A 26,720-nucleotide genomic window follows, 5' to 3' on the forward strand; every position below is an offset into this window, starting at 1 on the left:
AAAGTTACCACCTTGATAATCATACTTATTTAAGTAGAAAATAGTCTCCAAGCATTCATGGTATCTGCGTGTAAAATATAAGCTCTTTATTTTGCCTAAAAGATAATTATTTCTTAAACCTTCTGTCTTTTCTATAGCCAATTCATAATAAGGCAAGCTTTCCTCATATTGGTCATTTAACTTCAGAATACTTCCCACTAGATAATAGTTATGTCCGTAGTCCTTATTTAATGCTATACTCTTTTCAAAAATAGCAATAACTTCAGGACCATGTTCTATTAACTCATCCACTGAATAAGCGTCATAATAAGCTCGTCCTAACATATGATAGGCCATATAGGCATTTAAGCCTTCTCTTTCATAAGCCTTAATTGCTCTTTCTATATACTGTTTCCGTAACTGAAAATGTTCTGGGAAAACTTCTGTTGTTAGTTCTGCTAAATCTAGGCTTTCCTCCGCACTTAAAGTACTGCTTATCTCTTTAAGTACTTTAAAGGCATTTTCATACTGCTCTTTTACTTTGTAGCAGCTTGCAAGAAGTTTCTTTTCTTCTGATGTTAATATAGATTTTTTTAGTAGGTCTATTTGCATCAAATCATATGCCTTTTGATAACAACTAAGTACATTAAAATCGTGAGGCTGTATTTTTAGAACCTCTTTAAATCTCCTAATCGCTTCTTCATACTTCCCCCTATAAAAATCACATAAGGCAAGTCCTTTTACACACTGGACATTATTATGATGATATCTAGCGCCCTCATAAAACAAATCATGGGCGCGTTGAAATTCGCCATTATCTATGGCTTGATAACCTTCGTTTAGTAATCTTGTTAAATCACTCATTTTTATCACTCCAATCTTTATTTCTATTTTTACTAATCCCAATCAAAATACAATCTTCTTTTTCCACATTTTAAACACTTAAATAAGTAGCCTTGTAGACTTCCATTATTTCTCATATGGTATTTAATATCTTCACAAGTAGAACCAAACTTCTCAATATCATCTTCCAATTCATTGATAAAGTCTTTTATCTCTTCATAACCAACATATCCAATAAAAGTACAATAGTCATCACAATGACTTAGCCAATACGCTCCTTGCCAAGATCTATATCCTGGTGTTCTATACATTAACTCATCTAACAATTTTACATCGGTAACTTCATCACAATTATAATCGTCTTGGAATTGACCATTGTACTTTTCTGCTGCTTTTCCATTTTTTATACACCACGGACATATTTTTCTTACATTTGACCTAGTATAAAATGGCCTATTATAAATATAGTTAACTTCTTTACCGCATACCTCACATTTAGCTTTTTCTTCTTTGATAACACCTGTTCTAATTGGGTCTAGGTGATATTTAAATGTTGGTAAATTTTTTTCATCTTAATTCACACCCTCTTCACTTATTTAGTCTAGTTCCGCACGACTAAACAAATCCATAATTAACGTTTTATTTTCACATGTATCTTTGAAACTTAGTATAAAATCACGTAAAGCAAGCTTATCCTCGGAATAAGCTACAAACATACTGCCCTCGGAATCCATTTGGATAGTGCCTTTTAAATCTGAACGACACTCATCTAAAAAGACACGTGCCAAACTCTCCCAGTCATATCCACCGCCCTCAAAACCCTCATTAGCACGTGTATCAAAAACATCTTGAAGATATTCACCTACATTCAAACAAACAGAAGCTGTATTACTATGCTCTACCCAAAAGAAAGGTTTAATCATATTATCTCTTTCTTCAATTTCTTGGTGTATAGCATATAAAAACATATCACATTCATCCTTAATTTCTTCTGTTGGATTTAGTGATAATGAACGCTTAAAGGATTTTTTTGCCCTGTCGTACTTGCCCAAGCGGTAAAGAGCATAACCTAATCTATAATGCCACTTTGGAGTATCTTGTCTAGTAGGACTAGTATTCTCTAATACTTGAATAGCTTTTTCATACTGTTTCATATTATTGTATGCTACAGCTAACTCTTCCATAAATTCATCGCTGTAATCTTCTGGTAGTAAATCAAGATATGCAAGTTTTACAATGGTATCTACAATTCTTTGATATTGCTCTTCTTCATGCCACTTACTTATTCTTTCCATCAACTTATCCTTTTCTTCATATATAGACCTATCCATTTTCCTTTTCCTCCTCTTCATAAGCGAGTCTAATATCTATAAACTCCACAATCATCTGACAAATTACCCCATCTTTATCATATCCCCAGTAGACTGGATATGTTCCATCACCAAAACCTGAGCTAAAAATAGGCATATGATAATCTGTCTCTGGTATTTTCCAATTGATCCAGTCTCCATCACTGCATTGGTATTTAGGACTTATTTTATAACTCTTTTCAAACAAATCAGCAAAATAATCGAGGTATATATTACCTTCATCATTTTCATGTTCTATATGCCATTTTTCATAAAAATCACAGTAGGCTCTATGTACTGTTTTATCACATATACAGGCTAGTCCTGCATCTACATTAAAACCATAGTAATCATCTTCACCTAAGTCATCTAAATCTTCATAGTCAATAAGTGCTTCTTCAAATCGTACTGCTTCAGCCCCTGTAAAACGTATTCTAGCAGTTGCACATCTTGCACAGTCGTCCTTAGTTGGTTTTACTACACACAGCTCAACTAAAAATTCACCTTTAGGTGCTGTTTGAAAATACGGCTTTTCGTGTGTACTAGCTGAGAAACATAGTGGCTCACGGACTAAAATCTCACCTGATGGAATAGAGCAGTATCCTATACTTAATATATCTATTTCTCTACCAGCAATATTAGACGATGTATAGTATTCATTGTAATCCACTGGCGAACTTAATTTCTTTCTTTTAAGTTCCCATTTAGATAGCCATTCTTTTGTTACGCTCATTAAAATCCTCCATTATCTACGTTCATTACTTTTCTTACTTGTAGTCTTCATCATAGAATATCTCCATTGTCTATCATACGGAAGGTTACTTGTACTTCTGGATATAATAGAATATAATAAATTGGTTAATTCAACTATTTTTGTTCAAATAAATTCATTTTAATAACACCTTACCAATACATAAATAAACTCTTTTATCTCATTTTGTTTACCCATCTCTTATTCTTATTGTATTAAGTCTGCTGATGAAAAGCCCCTGTCACATTACAATCTAGACAGATATCTATATAAAGCATTCCTTCCATATCTTCAATAATAGTATCCCAATGTAGTTGAGTAAGATATTTCATTTTTTTACCGCAAGTAGGACAATCAAGATATTTTAAATCTTGTACAAAATGAGGAAATCCACCAATAGTATTGGCATTGTTATGTATTCCATAATGTGGGTGAACTTCTTCACCTAAAGAATATGTATTGTTCGCTAGCACTTCTAGTTCTTCTGGTTTTACATAGCATTCTTCTTTCGCTTCATACTCTCCAATTAGATTAGCGCTACCATCAAGCTCATATTTAGAATACATGTCATAAAAACTCACACAGTTAACACAAATTGTAGAAGTTACAGTTCCATTAATACCAATATGTTTTAACCTTTTATCATTACCATTTATCGTTACGATATCTACTAGTTTCATTTCACACATCGGACAATCCGCTTCTCTAACTTTTCCTATTTTAATTGGTGAAATTTTATAATCCCCTTTCCTTAGTTCATGACATTTATCATAGACTAACTTTATCTCATTACCCTCTTCATCAAAAGTATATCCACCTTTCTGTGCGTAAAACTCTGAGCCTACATATAAAGATTTTCTCCACGGCATAGGATTTTTTTCCCATTCCCAAAACTGCTTTTTAACAACATCATCACCAATAATAGCAAGGCATAACAAAACATTGTCAACTATAGTTCTGTTTCCACACTCCGGATTAGATAATATCTTTATCAATCCATCACGAACATCTGTATCCGCATCTATATACATCTCTGGTGGGAAGTAGTTTTTTGCTACAAAAGCTGCCTTCGCAATATTCCTTGTATTAAATCTATGACTTGCAAATAACTCCATAAATTCATCGTGATCTAAACCATCATCTTCAATCGCTTTTATAAACACATCTACTCTATCTTGTAATTCATCATTAGATAAATTTTTTTGTCTCATAATGCTTATCTTCCTCCCTGCAATTGCATAAACCTTCATACATAACCGCCTAAACAGATTACCAACAATAACCATTTACCCTTCAATCTGCACACTGGTAAATCCATTCTCAAAATCACCCTCAATGACAATAACATGTCCAAAAAACATATCGCCATCGTCATACCAAAGTGTGTATCTATTATCATCATGTAACTCTAAAATATCTAAACTCATTCGTTCTTTAAATTCAAGTTCAGTAAGTTTTACCTCACCTTCTTCCTCATCAAGCCAAACATTATTTTTTAAGGTTAGTAGCTCATCACAGGCATATGCTTTAACTTTTGCATCCCATTCAGTATGATTTAAAAAAGACTTTTTATACTGGTTTATGAACTTCTTGAGCTCTGATTTATCTTCAGTATATATATTTAAGGTACTTTCATTATCACACCAATTTATAGTAGCAGCGTATAAACCTGTTTTTCCATATAGTCTAAATTCCCCTAATTCATCATCATAATAAGTAACTCTTTCTTCTTCTACATCTTCAATCCAACTTAAAAACAAATGACAATCTTCCTCTATATCCTTCCGTGGTTCTAATAATAGAGCTTTGTTGAAAGCTTCTCTTGCCTTAGTATACTCCCTAGAATAATAGAGGGCATAGCCTAATCTATATTGCCACATAGACGTATCTTCTTGACTGGGGCGTAACTTCTCTAAAGTTTCAACAGCTTTTTTATACTGTCCAGTGTTATTATATGCCACAGCCAAATAGCCCATTATTTCATCAGTATATTCTTCCTCTGGTAAATAATTAAGTATAGCGAATATAATTTTGTGGTACTCACCTGCCTCATGCCACTTATCCATTTTTACCATTAAATCATTTACTTTATAATACTTATCTGTTTTATCTACCATCTGTATCTTCCCTTCCTCTTCATAATTCTTAAAGACTCTTCTTATTTCATCTCTCACTTCCATTAATGCATAGCCTAATAAATTGTCTCCTTTCCATTTAAAAGGGTTATTTATATTAGCTTCTTCTATCGAGCTGCCTATTCCCCATGTTCTATCATTAGGATTAGCATATACAATAGCTTTATCTCCTGTGCTTAGAAGAGCTTGTCTTAAATGGCTATCTTGAGCAAATTTATAGTAATTACCTTGTAATGCACATCTATATTGCTGTTTAGACCACATATCTTTATCAAAATTCTTTATTTTTTTATCTAATGCATGAATTTCCATTATATCTTTGCTATCTATAATCATCCACATCTATATGTTCATATATATTTTTTTCATATGCCTAAGTCTTTACTATACCTTTTACTCACTACATCATAGCAAAAAGTATTTACCCCCCTAGGTAACAATTTTAATACTTATTCTTAATGATGTCTTTTTTTAAGTCAAAACAATCTATTGTTCGTACTATTTAATGTAATCCATTATAATCAATATGGAGGATGGGAGGTAATAGCTAAATGCTAGATGAAGAATTAAAACATGGAATACGAAATCAGAGTCCTAGAGCTTACGAAATTCTAATTGATGAATACAGTAAATTACTTTGGGTTGTTGCTTCTGGTGTACTTAAAGGTATTGGAAGTCAGGAAGATATGGAAGATTGCGTAGCAGAAAGCTTTGCATATCTGTGGGAACATCCAGAAAAATATGATGAAAAAAGAGGAAGTATCAAGACATATTCATGCCTCATCACTAAAAGTAAGGCGATAGATAAGGTTAGAAAAATAAATAGAACCAAGACCCTAACTTATGATGATGAGCTAAATATAGAAACTGATGATATAGGAGAACTGTTGATAAATAAGGAAATTATTAATGAGGTTTATGAATTTGCCCAAAATCTTAAACAATTAGACCGTGAAGCTTTTATACTTAGATACTTTTATCAGTTAAAGCCTAGAGAAATTGCCGCTAAATTAAACATTACTGTTAAAGAAGTAAGTAATAAGCTTTACTATAGTAAAAAGTCTTTACTCACTCATGTAAGAAAATAGGAGGATTTTTATGAAAAAATATAATAGTCTCATATCAGATTTTGACCAAGAAAACTTAGATATGATTGCAAAGGAACTTCCAGAATTCACAAATGAAAACTTAGATAATATAAAAAACAAGTTTAAGGAGAAAACAATGAACAAAAAAAATAATTTAAAGAAAATAATTTTAAGATCTTTAGCCACAGCAGCTTGTGTATGTGTTTCTTTTGTAGGGTTGGTCAATACAAATACTACATTTGCTGCACAGTTACTTGATATTCCTGTAATAGGAACTATAACAAACTTTGTGACAATTGACAAACTAGAACTTTATGATAAGTATAGGGAAATAAATATAGAAATACCTGTACTTGAGGGACTTGAAAATACTAAAACTCAGGAAGAAATAAATAATATTTTAAAAGAACGTGGTATAGCAGTATATGATAAGGCTCTTGAAAACGCAGAGAAGATAAAGGATGAGTCAGAGAAAGCAGGATTTTTAACATCTATGCCCGAATTGGTAAGTCAAAATTATACTTTAATTAGAAATGATAATGAGGTATTGTCTTTTAAAGTTGTGACAACAGAAATAAAGGCAAGTGGGTATGAAAGGGCTAACTTTTACAATGTTGATCTTAAAAATTGCAAATTACTGAACATAAATGATTTATTTAAGGAAAATTATGATTATATAAGTGTTATAAACAATGAAATAATAAGTAAAATGAAGGAAGCAATCCAAAAAGAAGATGAAGCATATTTTATAGAGGAATTTAGAACAATAGATGAGAATACTAATTTTTATATAAGGGAAGAAGGTAAGCTTGTAATAGTTTTCAATGAATATGAGATAGCAGCAGGTTATATGGGAATGCCTGAATTTATAATTGAAACTTCTATTTTTAGCAATAATATTTCTGATCTAGGTTATCTGAAATAAAAAATACAATATAGATTTCGTGGTTTTAAGATTGTTTTATACAGTAACTTGCCTACAAGGGAAAATATATTGGAAATTTTTTAAATTGAGGAACGTCACAACTTCCTACGCTACCTCAACATGACTCATGAACCTATCTACGAAGATTCACACTTTGGCTTGTGACAAGAACTTTAATGAAAAAAATTTCCAATATATTTTCCTGAAGTAGGCTCACATAAAGCAAGTTTATAAATAATAAATAATACGAGGGAATGTCAGAAAAACTGTGCTTTTATGAAAAATCCAACTCCTTCTTGGCAATAATTAACAATATGATTAAAGCCAGGAAGGAGATTTTTTTATGAGTACACTACCAAAGAATATTTTGAGAAATGTTTTAGAAGAAGGTAACATTAAAACTGCAAGTAATTTACATTCATATTTAAAGGATATGTTTAAAGATTTAATTCAAGAGGCATTAGAGGCGGAGCTTGAAGTTAATCTAGGATATTCAAAAGGAGACAAAAAGAATAAATCTACTACTAACCGCAGAAATGGTCACTCTACTAAAAATATAAAGTCTCAATTTGGTCAAATGGATATTGCTGTACCTAGAGATCGTGACGGAGAGTTTGAACCAATCATTGTTCCTAAGGGCAAGAGAGACATATCAGGCATAGAGGAAACGGTTATATCCCTATATGCCGATGGTATGTCCACTAGAGATATCAACAAGCAAATGCATAGTATTTATGGTATAGATTTATCTGCCGAGATGGTAAGTAAAATAACTGATAAAGTAATTCCTCATGTAAAAGAATGGCAAAATAGACCTTTAGATCCTATGTATCCTTTTGTATTCCTCGATGCCATCCATTTTAAAGTTAGAGAAAATAATGTGATAGTATCTAAGGCTGCTTATGTTGTTTTAGGAATAAACCAAGATGGATTTAAAGAAGTATTAGGCATATGGATAGGTCACAATGAAACTTCAAAGTTTTGGTTAGGAGTTTTAAACCACTTGAAAAATAGAGGTTTACAAGATGTTATGATATTTTGTGTAGATGGCCTTAATGGCTTCAAACAGGCTTTAGAAGCTACTTTTCCTAATTCAGAAATGCAAAGATGCATAATTCATCAGATAAGGGGTACACTTAAATATGTCCCATATAAGGATAGGAAAGCTTTTGCTAATGATTTAAAATCCATATATACTGCCGTAGATGAGAAATCTGGATATGAAGCTTTACAAGAGGTAAAAGAAACATGGAGTAATAAGTACCCTAATGCTATAAACAGTTGGGAAAATAACTGGGATACCTTAAGCACTTTCTTTAAATATGCTGCCCCTATTAGAAAAATAATCTATACTACCAATATAATAGAATCTCTTAATAGACAGTATAGAAAAGTAACTAAGACAAAAACTGTATTTCCTTCAGATGAATCCTTGGAAAAGATGTTGTATCTAGCTACTATGGACATATCAAAGAAATGGAGCCGAAGGTATGGAGCCGAAGGTATGGAGCCGAAGGTATGGAGATTGGGATTTGATACTTAATCAGCTATCTATAATATATGAAGAAAGATTTACACAGTATATTTCATAGTGTAAGGGATATAGAGATATTTTTGAGAACTATTAGAAATATCTTATGTAAGAGGACTTTTCATATATGGATTTGGACAAAATCTACCCATTATGATAAATTATGGCCCAATTTATACAAAAATATGTATACTTTTATATAAATTGGGCAAAGATATAACTAAATACAAATAATATATGGCTCGTTAAATAAAGTTATTTATTATCAAGCAGGAATATTATCTTTTCAAAAGCACAAAATTATTTACATACTCAAATACGAAATCTATAATTCTAAAAAAACAACGTGTAGCTCTATAATAGCCACACGTTGTTCCCAAACTCTATTTTAATAATTCTCTCAAGGCCTTTGCATATATAATAGTCATTTTCATCAAATGATCTATCCCTATATATTCGTCCTTTTGATGGGCAAGTTCTTCTTGCCCAGGAAATAATGGACCAAAGGCCACTGCATTTTCCATACTTCTAGCATAGGTTCCTCCACCTATAGTTATGGGTTCCCTATTATCTCCCGTCTCTTCCCTATAGACCTTCATCAATCTTTCTATTAAGGGATGGTCCTTTGGCATGTATATAGGTCCCATGTAGTCTGTCTCAACTACTTTCACACCATCGGAATCAGTAACGGATTTTATGCCATCATATATGGCGTCCTTTTCATATGTAACAGGATATCTGACATTTACAGCTACTTTAATTTCATCACCACTAAAATCTATTACTCCCACATTAAATATTAATTTACCTGATTCCTTGTCTTCAAATCCACAACCTATAGATTGGCCATAGTATTCCATACCAATTTTTTCCTTATAAAATCTGATAAATTTACCCACCTCATCATCCATATTTAAAGTATCTAAAAATACCATTAATTTGGATATGGCATTGTCACCACTCTCTGGTAAACTTCCATGGGCTGATACTCCATAGAACTTAATTATAGTAGTATCTCCTTCTTTTTCTCCATCTACTTTAATACTATTATTTTTTCCATATTCATATAATAGGCTTAAGTCAAAATCCTTAATGTGAGCTTGTGCATAATCAGAAACCATATTAGGTCTATTACCGCCCTTTATTTTAATTACTCTAGATTCCTTATTTATTTTCTTAACTAAATCAAACATTAATATGCCCTTTTCCCCATGAATAGCAGGAAAATCAGCATCTGGTGTGAAAGCCATAGTAGGAACTTCTTCCCTCTCTAAGTAATAGTTAATTCCTTCCCATCCACTTTCTTCATCTGTACCAAATATTATTCTAATTCTTTTATTCAGCAAAATACCACTATCTTTAATAGCTTTCATGGCATATATGGCACTTATGGCAGGACCCTTATCATCTATAGTTCCACGTCCATAGATTTTCTCATCATGAATTTCTCCTTCATAGGGACCATATGTCCAATTGTCTCCTTCTGGTACCACATCTAAGTGAACTAATATTCCTATCATTTCACTACCTTCACCAATTTCTCCATAACCTGCATAATTGTCCACGTTTTTAGTTTTAAATCCAAAACCATCACATAAATTAAGGGCGTAATTTAAACAATCATTTACTCCTTTTCCAAAGGGCATATGCCCCTCAAAATCTTCCTTTACGCTTTTAATCCTAATTATTTCTTGGGTACTTTTAATTATGTCTTCTTTAAGATCAGTAATTCTTTCATCTAGTCTCATACCTTCACCTCTATTTTATATAGTTACTTTCTATATTCTAATTTTTTCTTATTTTTCCTCTTTTGTACAAAATAATACCCACCCAAGCTCTATTTAAGCTACTGGCAGGCATTAGGATAAAAATTATATTTTAAGGAAAACTTCTCATCTTCATGTTCAACTTTAAATTGAACTTTAACTATATGCTCTTTTACTCTAAGTCCATCTTGAGAATAAAGGTATATTTCAACATTATCATTAACTTTAAGATTAACTTTAACTTTATGTCCCATATTAAATATATTATTTTCATTAGGGCTACTAAACAAATATTTATCTACAAGTTTATCTGAACAATCTAATGTTAAATAATAAAGTTCTCCATTAACTTTATCTTTAACTCTAACTTTATGAAATTCCACATATATTTCTCCCACATACCCTTGTCCAATTACTGGATCTAGATATATGCCTTTTCTAATAGAATCCTCTTTATATAGATAAAAATAATTCTTTCTGTCCTTTGTATCTACTGTAAAATCATAATACATGTACACACTCTCCTTACTGGTTAATACATATATATGATGTACGGCCTACCTATGGAACCCTCAACCTATGAAAAAGTGCAATATCATATAAAATCTTCTACTTTATGTTTGATAATTATCTAACTTTTTAGGTCTTTAAATTTTACATAAAACGTCTTATAACTTCTATTTACTACGCTACAGCAGATTAACACAAAACTTAAGTTTTGTCCCATAAGAAAGAATATTACAAATATTGAATGTTCATTGACTTTTTCATATTCCTTATTATACAATCACCTTAAACAATTGAATACGGAACTTTATGGTATTTTTAGTTTTAAATTATAGACTAAAAATTTAAAAGGGAAGCTTGGTGAAAATCCAACACGGTCCCGCCACTGTAACAAGAAGTAAACCTATTTTATACCACTGTTATATTTTCAAATGGGAAGGTATAGGTTTATGATGATCTTAAGTCAGGAGACCTGCCATAAGGGTAAACGCCCTAATTACTCACGAGGATGAGGAGGTGTTATGATAAGGTCCTATGTAAAATAGTCATGTCTATTTTAAATACCTATTTGTAACTAGTCTCTCTTGTGATAAGGGAGATTTTTTAATTTAATTTTTTAAGGAGGATATATTTTATGAATTTTGATTATGTGAAATTCGTCACAGACCCATTTGTACTAATATTTATGTCTGTCATATCAGGTCTAATTATAGGTAAATTTCAATACAAAAGAATCAAGTTAGGAAACTCAGGAGGATTATTTACAGGCCTTTTTATTGGATGGTTTACCTACAAGAAGTATGTGATTCCATATACTAACGATTCATCAATGCCTACTTATGTGGAAAAAATACTTTCAAATGGATTAGTACCAAAAGAGTTATTTTTATTCACCTTGATCTGTTTTATTGCCTCTGTTGGCCTTTTAGCTTCCACAGATATAGGCACAGTAATAAAAAAATATGGTTTTAAATTTATGCTACTAGGCTTACTAATTACCCTTACGGGAGCCCTAAGCTGTTATGCTATTTCCCTTTTAAATAAAGATATAAACATTTTTGCACTATCTGGTGTTTATGTGGGTGCATTAACAAGTTCTCCTGGATTAGCTGCCGCCCTTGAATCTGTTTCATCATTAGGAAAAGGTACAGAATCCATGGTAGGTCTTGGATATGCAATTGGATATATACCAGGAGTAATAGTAGTCATATTCGCTATGCAACTTTTACCTATAATATTTAAAATTGACATTGAAAAAGAAAAGATTTCCTTCATTCATGAAATGGATAACAAAAAGAAAAAGGTAGATTTAGAAAATCTTAATTTTGAAATATTGCCCTTTTTATTTGTATGTATAGTAGGTTTTTTTATAGGTCAAATAAAAATTTATTTAGGCCCTACAATCAATTATTTTAGTTTAGGTTCTACAGGTGGAGTATTGGTCTCTGCCCTAATACTAGGCCATATAGGACAACTTGGTTTCATGAATTTTAGAATGAATGCTAAAATACTAAGTGCCCTAAGAGATCTAACCCTATCCATATTTTTATCTATTGTAGGACTTAGATATGGTTATTCTACTTTAACTAATATTAAGGGTGAGGGATTTATTTTACTATTTGTTGCCCTTGTATGCTCTTTATTTGCAGTTCTTATAGGTTTTTTAATAGGAAGATATGTTCTTAAGATAAATTGGATCATGTTATCAGGTGCAATCTGTGGAGGAATGACAAGTACTCCTGGCCTTGGAGCAGCCATTGATTCATCTAATAGTGATTATGTGGCAACAGGTTATGGGGCTAGCTATCCCTTTGCTTTATTTGGAATGATAGTATTCACTATCTTATTACAACGAACTGTTATATAAAATATGTCTTATCAAAATTTTAGGAGGATATGTTATGTGCTTAGATAGAATTAGAAATAAATCTTTATTAGATAGGGTCTGTTCCCCCAAGGAAGCTGCTAGATTAATTGAGGATGGAATGAATGTAGCCACAAGTGGTTTTACTCCTTCTGGGTATCCTAAAGCAGTTCCTATGGCATTAGCAGAGCTGGTAAAAGAAACTGGTGAAAATATTAAAATTAACCTATATACAGGTGCCTCTGTAGGTGAAGAATTAGATGGTATATGGGCTAAAAATAATTTACTAAACAAAAGGCTTCCTTACCAAACTAACGGTAGTTTAAGAGACTCCATAAATAATGGTGATTGCCAATACTTAGATATGCATCTAAGTCATGTTCCCCATTACACTAAGTTAGGATTCTTAGGAAAAATTAATGTGGCAATTATAGAAGCCGTTGCCATAACAGAGGAAGGCCATATAATTCCATCAACTTCCGTAGGTACTTCCCCCACTTATGTGGAAATGGCAGATAAGGTTATTGTAGAAATAAATACTAGTCAATCTATAGAACTAGAAGGTATGGCCGATATATATATGCCTAAAAAACCACCCTTTACAAAACCTATCCCAATTATTATGCCTAATGATAGAATAGGAACCCATTTTATACCTTGTGAAATTGATAAAATAGCTGCCATAGTAGTTACAGATATAAAAGATAATGTAAGGCCATTAGCTCCTATAGATGCCATATCTGAAAAAATTTCTCAAAACCTAATCGAATTTTTAGAAAAGGAAGTGGAGTCAGGAAGATTAACAAACGAATTACTTCCCCTTCAGTCAGGAGTAGGTAGTGTGGCAAACGCCGTTTTAGGAGGCTTAAATAATTCTAGCTTTAAAAATCTAGTATGTTACACAGAGGTTATACAGGATTCAATGCTAGATTTATTAGATAGTGGTAAGGTTTTATTTGCATCAGGCACATCCATAACACCATCTAGTGAAGGTTTGGAGAGATTTAATGAAAATATAAATTATTATAAGGAAAAAATCATTTTACGACCACAAGAAATAAGTAATCATCCAGAGGTTATTAGAAGACTTGGAATAATAGCTTTAAATACGGCCATAGAAGTGGATATCTATGGAAATGTCAACTCTACTCACATTATGGGTTCAAAAATGATGAATGGTATAGGTGGTTCAGGTGATTTCACTAGAAATGCTTATTTATCCATATTTACCACTCCATCTGTGGCTAAAAATGGTGACATATCTTCCATAGTACCTATGGTATCCCATCATGATCACACGGAACATGATGTTATGGTCATAATAACAGAACAAGGTGTAGCAGACCTTAGGGGTCTTAGTCCTAAAGAACGTGGAAAATCTATAATAGAAAATTGTTCACATCCAGACTTTAGGCCACTTCTTAGGGATTACTATAACCATGCTTTAAAAAATAAATCTCAGCATACTCCCCACAGCCTAGATGAAGCCCTAAGTTGGCATACTAGGTTTATAAGAACTAATACTATGCATATGGATTAACATAAAAGGAGGATCATATATATTTGCCTTTAATTTGAAAATATATATGATCCTCCATAATCATTATCTACGAACACCTTCCCTTACTTCAACAAAGTAGTCATATATTTTCCTTTGATTGGTTTCTTTAGGATCAAAGCCCTTTAATAAAAATATTTTGTTAAGTATATATCCTCCACAAAGGGTTACTAAAACAGTACCTATTCCCACTAATCCCCCAAGGATATAACCTATGACTAATACAGTAATCTCAATCCCTGGTTTTATATATGTGGCACTAAGTCCTGTTATTTTTATGAGACCTACCATTAATCCATCCCTAGGCCCTGCTCCTAATTCCTGTTTAATATAAAAATATGCACCGTAACTAAATACTAAAAGACCTAAAAATAAGCTCAAAACTTTTAATAGATAAGTTTCTGGTCTCCATATTATATGAACCTTATCTATCATGTCTATAAACATTCCTATAAATATCATATTTAATATGGTTCCCACACCTGGATATATTTTTAAAGTTAATGAAAATAATAGTATTAGTATACCTATTATTTGAGACGCTTGGCCAAATTCAATATTAAACTTATTAGCTGTACCCAAGTTAAGAGTTCCCCAGCTATTCATTCCTATATTTGCACCCTTCATTTGAGCAATTCCATAGGCACATAAAAGGAATCCTATAAATAGACTGGGTAATTTTTTTAAATCTTCTATTACCATTTCCCTATTTATTCTCATGGTCAATTCCTCTTCTCTTCTTTTTCTATACCATAGCACATCTAATCCTATTTTCCAATAGGGAAGACATATGAGAAAAATCCCAAATTTAGTTATAACTAAATTTGGGATTTTCATAATTTCTATATTAACCCTTCCATTTCATCCACTAATTTACCAAAGGTCCTAAGGGCACTGTCTATTGGTTCTGTCTTAGTCATGTCCACTCCAGCCTTTTTAAGCTGGTTAATTGGGTAATCACTACCACCACTCTTTAAGAAATTAATATACCTATCAACGGCATCTTTACCCTCATTTAATATTTGATTAGATAGGGATATGGCAGCAGAAAAACCTGTGGCATACTTATACACATAAAAGGCATTATAAAAATGAGGTATCCTTGCCCATTCCATTTTAATCAAATCATCTATGACTATATTATCTCCAAAATACTTCTTATTCAAGTGTCTATACATGTCACATAATGTATCAGCCGTTAGTGCCTGACCATTTTCTACCATTTCATGGGTCATCTTTTCAAACTTAGCAAACATGGTCTGTCTATATATAGTTCCCCTAAATTGCTCTAGATAATGGTTTAAAAGATATTTTCTCTTTTCCCTATCTGTAGTAGTTTTAAGTAAATGGTTCATTAAAAGGGACTCATTCACTGTGGATGCCACCTCAGCCACAAATATTTTATAACTTCCATACACATATGGTTGAGTACTTCTTGTATAGTAAGAATGTAGGGAATGGCCCATCTCATGGGCTAGGGTAAATACATCATTTATATTATCTTGATAGTTTAAGAGTACATATGGTTCACTTTCATAGCTACCAAAGGAATAGGCTCCACTAGTCTTTCCTTCATTTTCATATACATCTATCCAACCTTCATCAAATCCCCTTTGCAATATATCTAGATAGTCTTTTCCCAAAGGAGCTAAACCATTTTTAACTAACTCTTTTCCTTCTTCAAATGGAATTTTTGACTTCATTTCCTTTACTATGGGAGTATATAGATCATACATATGAAGTTCGTCTAACTTTAAAGCCTTTTTTCTAATTTCCATATACTTATACATACTTGGCAGATGGGATTCTACCGTATCTATTAAATTATCATAAACGGACATGGGTATATTGTCATTACTCAAAGATCCATCTAATGCAGATTTGTATTTCCTAGCTTTGGCATAAAAAACATCCTTTTTAACACTATAGCCTAAGGTTGATGCAATAGTATTCTTTTGAGATTCATAGGACTTATATAGGGCTTCAAAGGCATCCTTCCTAACCCTTCTGTCAGTACTTTTAAGTAAGCTTATATATCGGCCATGGGTAACCTCCACTTCTTTACCCTCTTCATCCTTTATGGTGCCAAATTTAATATCCGCATTATTTATCATGGAAAATATACTCTTAGGAGCAGATGCTACTTCTCCCATTTGTGCTAACAAATTCTCTTCCTTCTCAGATAAGATATGTTCCTTTTGTCTAAATAACTCTTCAAAGAAGAAATTGTATACAGAAAGTCTTTTATCTTCCTTCATATATTTTTTAACAGTTTCTTCAGAAATTTGGGTTAATTCTGGAGTTATGAAGGATAGTTTGCTTTGTACTTCAACTACTACAGACTGGGCCTTATCACTCATGGCTTGATACTGTGTTACCCTATTATCCTCATCCTTCTTCATCCTTGCATATACAAATACATTTTCTAGTTTTTTAGATATTTCATCATCTAAGTGAAGAACCTCATATAAAATATCTGAACTCTCTCCTAATCTACCCATATATTTTGTAATTTCTTGGGCCTTTTTTCTTATAATATCTATGTCCTTTTCCCATTCATCTTTACTAGAATACATATTTTCTAAATTCCACTTATATATATCCTCAATTTCACTTCTCTTTGGAATAGTCCCTCCATTATTTGATTTCAAATTGTACCCCTCCTCTTATTGTTAATAAATTATATAGACTCTCAAATCATTGACAAAATATGTAATATTATTACTTACATTATACATAATAAATATCATATAATAAATTATATATAATTTATTATAATTATTTATCCTATTTATTATGATATATATGTAAAATTTTTATTGTAACCATATGTTATTTTACCTGTTTTCGTTAAATAATAAACTTATGTGTAGATAATATACTTTTATAGTATAATTATTTTATAGAGCTTTTGTAAGGAGGGTTGCTCATGGATATACACACACATTCAGTTATATTAGATAAGGATGAATGTATTGGTTGTACTAATTGTATAAAAAAATGTCCTACAGAAGCGATTCGAGTTAAGGATGGAAAAGCTAAAATCATAAAAAATCGATGTATTGACTGTGGAGAATGTATTAGAATTTGTCCACAACGAGCTAAAAAAAGTATTTCTGATCCCATATCTTGTATTCATAATTATAAATATAAAATAGCACTTCCAGCACCAACTTTACTGGCCCAATTTGACAACACAGTCACTCCTAGGCAAATACTAGGAGCTTTAAAATTAATAGGTTTCGATCATGTATACGAAGTATCTAGAGGTGCAGATGTGGTCTCTAATTTCACAAGGGAATACATTAAAAATGCCAATATAACACCTTTGATTTCATCATCCTGTCCAGCCATTGTAAGACTCATAAGAATAAGATTCCCTAGCTTAATTGACAACCTTATACCTATAGAATCACCTATGGAGGTGGCTGCAAAATTGGCTCGACAAAAGGCAAAAGAAGAAACTGGCCTTTCTGATGAAGATATAGGTGTATTTTTTATTAGTCCATGTCCTGCAAAGGTTAGTGCAGTAAAAAATCCCCTAGGTCTTTTAAAATCCAATGTGAATAATGTTATTTCCATAGAAAATATATATCCCCTTATAAAGGAAAAATTAGATGAAGTATCGGATGATATTCCTGAATTTTATGATTCTGGCAAAGCCATTGGATGGGCTAGATCTGGTGGAGAAACTTTCTCTTTAAATATTGAAAACTACCTCTGTGTAGATGGTATAGATCATGTGATTAAAGTGTTAGATGCCATAGAAAATGAAAATTTAAAGGATATTGATTTTGTAGAATGTCTGGCCTGTGTAAATGGTTGTGTTGGTGGACCCTTAACTGTGGAGAATCCTTTTATTGCTAGGAATAAAATCAGAAAAATTTCTAATGAATATGATGTACAAAAAGAAATCAAATTAAAACAAAGGGTAGATGAATTTTTATATAGTAAGGAAATCGTTCCTGAGAACGTTAGAAAGCTAGATGATAATATATTAAAAGCCATGAAAAAAATGGAGCAAATTGATATGATCTATAAACTCTTACCTAATCTAGATTGTGGAGCCTGTGGTTCCCCTTCTTGTCGTGCATTGGCAGAAGATATAGTATTAGGTTATTCTGACTTAGATGATTGTATGGTTTTGTTTAGAGATAAGGTAAATTGTTTCTTAAAGAAACACCACATGGTTCTCAATGGGGAAGATAACTCTGCTGAGGATGAAGAATTTAAAAATTCAGGATACGAATAGTATATAGACAAATAAAGCTATGAGGCATATGCTTCATAACTTTATTTGTCTATTATTATTTAAAAAGATTTATTTAAGAGCATATTGCTAAATAAATCTTCATAGGTTACTATTAACTATATAGTTTTTAAGTTATTATAATTGGAGGTAGTATATATGAATAATCGTCCTATAGGGGTCTTTGATTCTGGTGTAGGAGGACTTACAGCAATTCCCCACATACTAAAAGAACTTCCAAATGAGAGATTAATATATTTTGGAGATACGGCAAGAACCCCTTATGGTTCTAAGGCAAAGACTACAATAAAACACTTTACAAGGCAAATAGTAGATTTCTTAATTAGTAAGGATGTTAAAATGATAGTAATAGCTTGTAATACTATCACATCCACTTGTTTAGATTATTTACAGGAATTATATCCACATATTCCTTTTATAGGTATAATAGAACCTGCTGCTCAAAAGGTTGCCCAAATAAGCCATGTGGAAAATAATATAGGTATAATAGCAACAAAGGTAACTACCCGTGAAAGAACATACATAGAATCTATTCACAGATACAACCCTAAATTAAGCTTATATGATAAATCTTGTCCCATCTTCGTTCCACTTATTGAAGAGGGCATAATTGACAATGAAATAATGGAATTATCAGTGAAGTACTATTTAGATGACTTTATAAATGGAAATCATATAGACACTTTAGTATTAGGATGTACCCATTATCCCCTAGTAAGAAAAACTATAAAAAAGATTTATTCTAATTTAAAGATAGTAAATCCATCCTTTGAAATAATTAAGAGTGTAAAATCAACTTTGATAAAAGAAAATTTACTGGCAAATAATCCAAGTTATGAAAATATATTCTACGCCAGTGACTTATCGGAAAACTTCATAAATATGATAAATTCCATATTTGGTGAAGCTAATGTTAAAATAGATTTTAAAAATTTTGATCTAGATGAACTTGATACAAAATAAGAGTAGGATTAATTTTAATCCTACTCTTATTTTGTATTTAATGAAAAGGAAAGTTATTTGATCCTACTTCAGGAAAATATATAAATATCACTAAACACTTTACACCTTTTATGAACTGTAACTTACCTAGTAGGACTCATATATTCAAAGATTGTAGTGTTATTTGTTTCAATTATTGGTAATATTTGTTGATTAAATTGATGAAAAATGCTTTAATAAGACTAATCAACTTTTTAAATATTATATTGGAGGGATATGAATGAAAAACAAAAAAATTTCTTTACTTATGATACTTATATTTATAGTATCTATGACAGTGACAGCTATGGCACAAGAAGAAATCACAAAGGACGGTTTGACTGCGTCAGAAGTGCTAATTAAGTCAAATGATACATTCAACAACCAATACACCACTTTAAAATTTAAGGGTACAACGAACATGAATACAAAAACTACAGGTTCTATGATGATAAAAAAAACCGATCCAAACAATGAAGGTCAATTCGTTGAAGAAGAAGAAAAAGTAGATGAAAATGTAGACATGACTATGAGTCAAGAAGGAATATTTGAAAAGCCTGAAAAAGTATATGTAAAAACTACAACTTCTGTGAAAAATATGCCTGAAGAACAAAAAACTCAATCTTCTGAAGTCCTTATGGACCAAGGAGTTATGTATATGCGAATAGGGGAAAATACAAAATGGCTAAAGCTTGATATAAATCCTATGATGCAAGAAATGAAAAAAATCATGGGTAATGATGGAACAAATATGGGGATGACCAAAGAACAAATGGAACTATTTGGCATGTATGCTTCTTATGATGAAAATACAGTAATTGATGGTAAAGAATATTATGTTATCAATGTAAATATGGATAGTACTGCTTTAAAAGAAATAACTAGCAAAGCAATGGATAAAATATTTGACCAATTTGAAAAAATAATGGAAGAAACTGAAAAAACGGAAGCTAAAACAGAATCAACCCAAACAAAATCAGAACAACCAGAAATGGATAAAGAAACATTAAAAAAACAAATGCAAGAAATGTTTTCTAAAATGAACATGAATGTTACCTATAAATACTATATCAATAAAGAAACTAAAATGTATGAATTCATGGATATTTCACAAATAATAGATATGAATACGGACAAAATCCATATACAAACAACATCTACTGGTAAATATAAATATTATGACTTCAACAAAGAAGTTACCTTTCCTATAATCAATGCTGAAAATCTTCAAGAACAAAACCATTAAATAGTATAGAACCATCTGAACTTAAATAAAAAATCTCCTATTCTAATGATTGTGTCTGAAACTCATCACTAGATAGGGGATTTTTTATAGAAACACTTTCTTTTTTATACTTCTACTAATTTCATCTAATTTAAAAAATCTAAAAACCTATTATGCACCTATATCCTCACTAAGCACAACTTCAAAATTCTTCCCATCCACAGCATTATACTCAATAACAGTAAAAGAACTATCCTTTTGTATAATATTTACACCTTCTACACTATCCTTTATACTCCATTTCCCCCTAATAGTTACATACATTTTTTTCATTTTACTAGGTTCAATGTCACTTTTTCCATTATTTTTAGGGTTTTTCACTAATCTAAGATCTGGATCTGTTACACTAAGAATTTTTTCATTTCCTTTATTCTTAACCATCAACATAGATGGTACACTAACTCCTTTTACAATACCATAAGGTATATCTATATTTTTATCGAAAATGACATATCCCATTGTGTTTGAAGGTTTATGGTTGATGATATGAGCCTTACTATCCTTTTGTAATATTTCATAATCAGGTGCTTTCGCATGTTTTTCTACTTCCTCTAGAGATGGTTGTACTAAAATCACATATTCATAGTCTTCTCCTGAAGGATTTGTACCATGATCTATCCATGCTGTTGAATAATCACCTTTAGTTATAAATTTAGAGTTATCCATATCTACATGTGTTGTAGAATGAAGTCTTGATTCTTGTTTACTTCTCTTAATGTGTAATCCTTTAGCATTAGGTATAATATAACCATTTCCATAAGCATCCATCAACCATGCTGATTCATCTTCCTTTCCCTCTTTTTTATAAGGGAATTTAGTAATAGCTTTCGAATTATAGTAAATGGGCATATTTCCATCTATCATGAAATTTTGGAATAAAGTTGTCTCTGTATGATGCTTTGTATCGTCATTTTTTATATCTGAACCTAAAACAATTATTTCATTATTAAAGTAGAATACAGATTTATTAGCCCTAAAACTTGGATTAAATGCCGTATCATGGAGCTTCATACCAAATAATCCATTTTTACCTTCTATACTTACACCACCTAAAAAAATTTCATCAGAAAAATTACGATCCTTTTTCCCACCATTAAAATAGTGTAATTTTTCAAGAGGCAAATTAATAGCTGTTGTTCCAGACCATCTATTCCAATTCCAACCTTGTTTTATATTGTAGCCACTCCCCTCATTACTAATAGGATCGCCACTTGTAAATAATTGTATAGAACCATAGCTAAGATAACGTCCAAAAGCATTTGCAGCTTTTTTATCTGGATTTACTTCCTTCGTATAGCCACATTCATAATCCCATACATATTGACTCCAACCTTTTGTAGCTACCATCCAATGATCACCACGATATATAGACAAACCACTATAAGGCTTCATCCAATACCCTTGTGGTATAGGAGTTACTTTTATATTATCATTGGCTGCAAAAGCTAACATCAATTGCATATCTCCCATAGTTGCTCTATACATAATACCTGCCTTTGACTCTCTTAATAAGGTTTTTTTCAAATACGAAGTCTCTGGCTTCCACAAATCTAAGAATACACCTGCCATTTCCTCATCTATACCACCATTTTCACCCGGTTTTCCTGCTTTAGCCATATACATATAGGCAGGTATAATACTTTTATTAACGCTCGCTCCTCCTCCAAGCAATCGTCCCGAAGTAGCAAACGGAACCGTATATTTATTGGCAGCAATATATTGAGTCATCAAAGCATTTTTTAAATTTTCATGGGCCTGTTTTGGCATACTAAAGTCAGTTTCACTTAATAAATAAGTAACAATAGCCGATACATGCAATGCATAGGGTGCATAAGCACTCATATAAACACCATTATGATGAAAACCTGAATAATCTGGCTTAATGAGATCTGCATAACCTGGAGCAATACTAAGAGCTCCATCATACCATTTTAACAAGCTTTGCATATATTGAACCTTTTGAGGATTGTTCTCCATCATTAATACATAAAGTAAAGAGAAAAACATTTTTGTCCGTACTTCATCAGCTGTTGTTTCTTGAAATTCATCATCTTTGATGTCAAAGGCTTTACCAAAATTTATATACCACTTAACTGCATCTCTATGTTTTTGAAAGGTTTCTGGCACTAAATCTTTTCTTACAAGATATAAAGCATGAATATATCCTGCTATATTGTTCCCTTGATGATAAAGAGTTCCTAAAGCACTACCTGCTGCCCAACCTTGGTCTGTATAATAATCAAATAGTAATTGTAGTTTTTTCATACTCTTTTGATTTCCATTTAATTTATAATCTAAAGCAAGGGGCAAAAAAACATTACTATTTATATTTGAAAATTTAGGCTTATGTAGAGAACGCTCTGCAAATAAAGGCATACCTGTAATCGTCCCATCTTCATGGCGAACAATATTTAACATTTCAAAAGTTTTTTTAGCTTTTTTGATATCATTTTGCAAGCTTTCATTGCGTATTTTCAAAGCTTCTTCAGTAAGATTCGTAAGATCTAAATCTTTCCCTAAAACCCATTCATCATATTTATTTGCAATTTTTTCAAAATCAGCCTTTTGGTTTTCTGTAATTGTACTTGGCATAGAAATATTTGGTTTTTTATTCCAATGATAAAGCGTTCGATTCCAAGTTCCCCCTAAATCATTGCGGTTAATTTTTATCTGAAAATCCTCATCGCCATATTCTGGCACGTTAGCAGCAACTTCTACTACATCTAAAAATATATTCCCCTCTATTGAAGAGTCTGGTGGGACAATTTCCATTATTTTAATATTTTGATCTGAAGTATCTTTATTCATTCCTCCTCTTAAAGCATCCTGTTTATAATTAATCCAAAATCCTCTCCACCCTTTAAAGTTTAAATTAAAATCATTTGTATATTGGGAATTATTCTTCCTAATTTGATTTTTTGTTCCATAGTTAAAGGTTAAAACATCATCTATTGCCTTTTCGTTGTATATCCAAATCTTAATGCCTGAGGATTTTGCTTTATTTATTTTATCTATTTCAGCTTTTGTAAGTTTTCTTATTAAAGTAGATCCCTTTTCCCATGTCCATTTCATAGAATGAGTGCCATGTTTAAAATGGTTAGGTGATACTTCAATCATACCTCCATTTTTAGGATTCCAATATGATAATTCCTTCTTATCCTCAAAAGAATCAATGCCTTTAAAAGACCCTTCATTTAATTCAAGTTTTAAACTCTTTTCTTTAACCTTTTCCTCATTAATAGCTTTAGCAACACAACCTGGGAATGTTTGAACTAATAAACTTATCCCTATTACTCCAATTATAATCTTTCTCATTTTCTTTCTCCTTTTTTAAGTAAAACCTATTTCAGTAGCATTTATATCTTTATGAACCTAAAAATCGATTTATCTTAAATATAATTTTTTTCTTTTAACCCTTATATTATAAATATTTATCTCATCTCCCCATCATTTTAATTTCTATAAGACTAGCATCTATAACAATATAAGTCAATAGTATTTCTCTTTCTTCCCATTTTACTTAACTCTTTACCTAAACATACAAAAATTTATTTGTTATAATCTAAAATTAGCCTAATTCCCCAATGAAAATTTCTATTAAAATGACTATGATTTTTCTATGATTTGATAATATTAATTTAGGGAGTAGAGGAAATTCATTTCCTCTACTCCCTTATTTTACCCCAAGATGAATGAATGATAAGTGCTTATTCAGCTATGAAAAAGACCTCATCTATTAGTTTCCATAATTATAAGTATTTGACTCCGTTAATAGATTCTTTTTAGAATCAAATAGTTTAATCTGAATATTAGAGTCAGCTTTTAATAGATTTTTTTTAATCTGAATTTCATTTTTATTTATATATTTATACTTACAAGAATTATTATTTATAAATAATAAAGAACTTGGATAAAAATTATCACCTTTAACTATGGCCAAGTTTCCTTCAATTTTAACTTCTTTAATGGATATTTCATTTAACTTTGAATTATAATCTGGATTTTCATTTACTATCCACTGACTATACTTGTTCTCAAAGGATTTATCTCCGTAAAACATATTTTCCTGAACTAATAGATAATCATTGTTGTATGCCACATATTTTTCATTATCTGAATTAATAATATTTTTTTCTTCATCTATTATATATTTCCTATTTATCACAGGAATTTCCCTTGAAAATCCTCGTAGAAACTTGAAGTAATTAGGCATATTTAGCTGGGCATAATCTAATAGGTAGGGTCCCATAAATGAAGTATTTAGTAACCTTAGATCCTTTGAATCATTTTTATAGTTTGACCATAATAAAAATGGTACAGAGCTTAATTTAATGTCATTTTCATGATTAATATTATCCTTTGAAAGATAATTAGCTTCCCTATAAACTTTATAATTTGGGCCTAGAAATGGTAAATGATCTCCAAAAAATAGTACTATTGTAGGTTTTGATAGGTTACTACAATAATCAGTTAACTTTCCTAAGGCCTTATCTGCATCATAGGCCCCTTGAGCGTATGTTTTTAGTATCTGCAATGACTCCCTACTAACATTACCAGATACCCTAATATCTTTAGTATAATCTTTATATCTATTGTCATTAAAGGGACCATGATTTTGCATGGTTACTGCAAAGATGAACATGGGTTCCTCTTGTCCTTCTAATTCTTTAATAATTGTATCCGTAACATATTCATCAGAAATAAAAAATCCCTTTTTTATTGGATCTATAAAATATTCTTCACTTAAATATTCATCAAATCCCATGTGTTTGTAAACCTCTCGTCTATTCCAATACCACCCTTTGAAAGTATGGATAGCCTTACACTTGTAACCTTGACTTTTTAATATACTAGGCAAAGCCATTATGGGCTCTTTTATTTCATTAGGGTATACCATGTAACCTGGTTTAAAATAATGAATAGAATGACCTGTAAGTAGTTCAAATTCACTATTTGCAGTACCACCACCAAAGGTTGGTGATTCTAAATATCCGTATATACTAGTTTTTTTTAATTTATCCATATTCCCAGTGGGTGATATACTAAATTTTATTTCTTTCATTACACTAGGGTCCCAAAAGGCTTCACTCATTATAACAATTATATTAGGCTTAATACCTTTATTAACAGAATAATCCCTATTATCATCTTCTAAATCTTTCATATTGCTTACTATATATTGTAATGATCTATTTATAGGCTTATTATTCATACTAGATACAAAAGAAAAAATAAAGCCATCTTTTTCACAATTAATATTTTGTCTATCTAAAGAAATCCCTTCTATGAGATTAATATTTATAATTCCAAATAAGAGAACTATTGAAAATATAGCTAATATTAACCTTTCTTTCATCTTCAATTTTAATTTTGGAAGGTTTATTATTAGGAATATTATAAATGATACACTCATGATAGATAAGATGATCAACTTAATAATTTGGGGAGTTAAGACCACATTCAAAATAGTCAATATTTCATCGTTTAAATATAAATCACTAGGAATAAGGGGTATTCCTCTAAAGTTAATTTTTATACGGTTTATCACAGAAAAAAGTATTATTAAGGTGCTAACAAGGGAAATACTTATGCGATAATTATTAAATAAACCAGTAAATAAAAGTACAACTAAAAAAATTATGGATATATTCATGAAAAATGAACTAGGATTGGAACCTAACCATATTAAGGTTTTGTTTATACTTCCTCTAAAAATATATTCAGAAATTATAAAAAGAAAAAAAGAAGATAAAAATATTAAGAAGTATTGAAAAATGCTACTAAAAGAAATATTTTCGTGTTTTTTTTTCTTCAACATAAGACCACCCATTCTATCTAAATTTTCCATATGCCCATTAGAATGCCTAATCATATATATGATTATAGAA

At 31.1% G+C, this 26,720-nt stretch carries 18 protein-coding genes, 2 pseudogenes and 1 riboswitch; of the genes and pseudogenes, 8 read left to right on the forward strand and 12 right to left on the reverse strand.

What is annotated here, in order from left to right:
* From N4A57_RS14485 to N4A57_RS14510, 6 genes and pseudogenes are all read right to left on the reverse strand, one after another.
* A partial coding sequence (locus N4A57_RS14485; protein ID WP_293658713.1) for a tetratricopeptide repeat protein occupies positions 1 to 843 on the reverse strand: 843 nt, incomplete at its 3' end.
* Positions 844 to 875: 32 nt separating this feature from the next.
* A pseudogene (locus N4A57_RS14490) lies at positions 876 to 1,370 on the reverse strand (CbrC family protein); the annotation flags it as partial.
* A gap of 48 nt (positions 1,371 to 1,418) precedes the next feature.
* Positions 1,419 to 2,153, reverse strand: coding sequence for an Imm51 family immunity protein (locus N4A57_RS14495; RefSeq protein WP_293658714.1), 735 nt, complete (start codon positions 2,151 to 2,153; stop codon positions 1,419 to 1,421).
* Positions 2,146 to 2,904: a DUF4241 domain-containing protein gene (locus tag N4A57_RS14500; RefSeq protein WP_293658715.1), complete on the reverse strand. Its 759-nt coding sequence runs from the start codon at positions 2,902 to 2,904 to the stop codon at positions 2,146 to 2,148. Before N4A57_RS14500 ends, N4A57_RS14495 begins: the two co-directional genes overlap by 8 nt.
* Before the next feature lie 233 nt (positions 2,905 to 3,137).
* Positions 3,138 to 4,172, reverse strand: coding sequence for a hypothetical protein (locus N4A57_RS14505; RefSeq protein ID WP_293658716.1), 1,035 nt, complete (start codon positions 4,170 to 4,172; stop codon positions 3,138 to 3,140).
* 36 nt (positions 4,173 to 4,208) lie between these two features.
* Positions 4,209 to 5,393: an NADAR domain-containing protein gene (locus N4A57_RS14510; RefSeq protein ID WP_293658717.1), complete on the reverse strand. Its 1,185-nt coding sequence runs from the start codon at positions 5,391 to 5,393 to the stop codon at positions 4,209 to 4,211.
* 215 nt (positions 5,394 to 5,608) lie between these two features.
* On the opposite strand from N4A57_RS14510, the gene N4A57_RS14515 reads away from it, so the two are divergent.
* From N4A57_RS14515 to N4A57_RS14525, 3 genes and pseudogenes are all read left to right on the forward strand, one after another.
* The gene (locus N4A57_RS14515; protein WP_293658718.1) at positions 5,609 to 6,145 is read left to right on the forward strand and encodes a sigma-70 family RNA polymerase sigma factor; all 537 of its coding nucleotides are present in this window, start codon (positions 5,609 to 5,611) and stop codon (positions 6,143 to 6,145) included.
* A gap of 10 nt (positions 6,146 to 6,155) precedes the next feature.
* The gene (locus N4A57_RS14520; RefSeq protein WP_293658719.1) at positions 6,156 to 7,070 is read left to right on the forward strand and encodes a DUF3298 and DUF4163 domain-containing protein; all 915 of its coding nucleotides are present in this window, start codon (positions 6,156 to 6,158) and stop codon (positions 7,068 to 7,070) included.
* Between the two features lie 343 nt (positions 7,071 to 7,413).
* Positions 7,414 to 8,662 (forward strand): annotated as a pseudogene (locus N4A57_RS14525) (IS256 family transposase).
* Positions 8,663 to 8,984: 322 nt separating this feature from the next.
* Here the strand turns inward: N4A57_RS14525 and pepV are convergent.
* Both pepV and N4A57_RS14535 read right to left on the reverse strand, forming a co-directional pair.
* Positions 8,985 to 10,349: a dipeptidase PepV gene (pepV, locus tag N4A57_RS14530; protein WP_293658720.1), complete on the reverse strand. Its 1,365-nt coding sequence runs from the start codon at positions 10,347 to 10,349 to the stop codon at positions 8,985 to 8,987.
* 98 nt (positions 10,350 to 10,447) lie between these two features.
* A complete protein-coding gene (locus tag N4A57_RS14535) occupies positions 10,448 to 10,879 on the reverse strand; it encodes a hypothetical protein (protein ID WP_293658721.1) in 432 nt (143 codons plus the stop codon).
* Between the two features lie 288 nt (positions 10,880 to 11,167).
* Positions 11,168 to 11,368, forward strand: a riboswitch (cobalamin riboswitch).
* A 140-nt stretch (positions 11,369 to 11,508) separates the two neighbouring features.
* On the opposite strand from N4A57_RS14535, the gene N4A57_RS14540 reads away from it, so the two are divergent.
* Together N4A57_RS14540 and N4A57_RS14545 are read left to right on the forward strand one after the other, a co-directional pair.
* The gene (locus N4A57_RS14540) at positions 11,509 to 12,741 is read left to right on the forward strand and encodes a hypothetical protein (RefSeq protein ID WP_293658722.1); all 1,233 of its coding nucleotides are present in this window, start codon (positions 11,509 to 11,511) and stop codon (positions 12,739 to 12,741) included.
* 34 nt (positions 12,742 to 12,775) lie between these two features.
* Positions 12,776 to 14,278 (forward strand): acetyl-CoA hydrolase/transferase family protein, encoded by a 1,503-nt coding sequence (locus N4A57_RS14545; protein WP_293658723.1) that lies wholly within the window; start codon positions 12,776 to 12,778, stop codon positions 14,276 to 14,278.
* Positions 14,279 to 14,341: 63 nt separating this feature from the next.
* Here N4A57_RS14545 and N4A57_RS14550 read toward each other — a convergent pair whose 3' ends face one another.
* Complete coding sequence (locus tag N4A57_RS14550) at positions 14,342 to 15,133, reverse strand: YczE/YyaS/YitT family protein (RefSeq protein WP_293658724.1); 792 nt, start codon at positions 15,131 to 15,133, stop codon at positions 14,342 to 14,344.
* A gap of 5 nt (positions 15,134 to 15,138) precedes the next feature.
* On the reverse strand, positions 15,139 to 16,947 hold the full coding sequence (gene pepF, locus N4A57_RS14555; RefSeq protein ID WP_293658725.1) for an oligoendopeptidase F: 1,809 nt from the start codon (positions 16,945 to 16,947) through the stop codon (positions 15,139 to 15,141).
* Positions 16,948 to 17,225: 278 nt separating this feature from the next.
* Here pepF and N4A57_RS14560 point away from each other — a divergent pair, with 278 nt between their 5' ends.
* The 3 genes from N4A57_RS14560 to N4A57_RS14570 all read left to right on the forward strand — a co-directional run bounded on the left by N4A57_RS14560 (position 17,226) and on the right by N4A57_RS14570 (position 20,793).
* Positions 17,226 to 18,548, forward strand: a complete 1,323-nt coding sequence (locus N4A57_RS14560; RefSeq protein ID WP_293658726.1) for a [Fe-Fe] hydrogenase large subunit C-terminal domain-containing protein — start codon at positions 17,226 to 17,228, stop codon at positions 18,546 to 18,548.
* Between the two features lie 156 nt (positions 18,549 to 18,704).
* Complete coding sequence (gene murI / locus N4A57_RS14565; protein ID WP_293658727.1) at positions 18,705 to 19,529, forward strand: glutamate racemase; 825 nt, start codon at positions 18,705 to 18,707, stop codon at positions 19,527 to 19,529.
* Between the two features lie 259 nt (positions 19,530 to 19,788).
* Positions 19,789 to 20,793 carry a hypothetical protein gene (locus N4A57_RS14570; protein WP_293658728.1) on the forward strand — a complete coding sequence of 335 codons (1,005 nt, stop codon included), beginning with the start codon at positions 19,789 to 19,791 and terminating at the stop codon, positions 20,791 to 20,793.
* Positions 20,794 to 20,943: 150 nt separating this feature from the next.
* Here the strand turns inward: N4A57_RS14570 and N4A57_RS14575 are convergent, their stop codons facing one another.
* Positions 20,944 to 24,147, reverse strand: coding sequence for a chondroitinase family polysaccharide lyase (locus N4A57_RS14575; protein ID WP_293658729.1), 3,204 nt, complete (start codon positions 24,145 to 24,147; stop codon positions 20,944 to 20,946).
* Positions 24,148 to 24,568: 421 nt separating this feature from the next.
* Complete coding sequence (locus N4A57_RS14580; RefSeq protein ID WP_293658730.1) at positions 24,569 to 26,380, reverse strand: LTA synthase family protein; 1,812 nt, start codon at positions 26,378 to 26,380, stop codon at positions 24,569 to 24,571.
* Between the last annotated feature and the right edge of the window lie 340 nt (positions 26,381 to 26,720).

It is taken from the genome of Anaeromicrobium sp., from assembly GCF_025210435.1.
In the GTDB taxonomy this organism is placed as follows: Bacteria; Bacillota; Clostridia; order Peptostreptococcales; family Thermotaleaceae; genus Anaeromicrobium.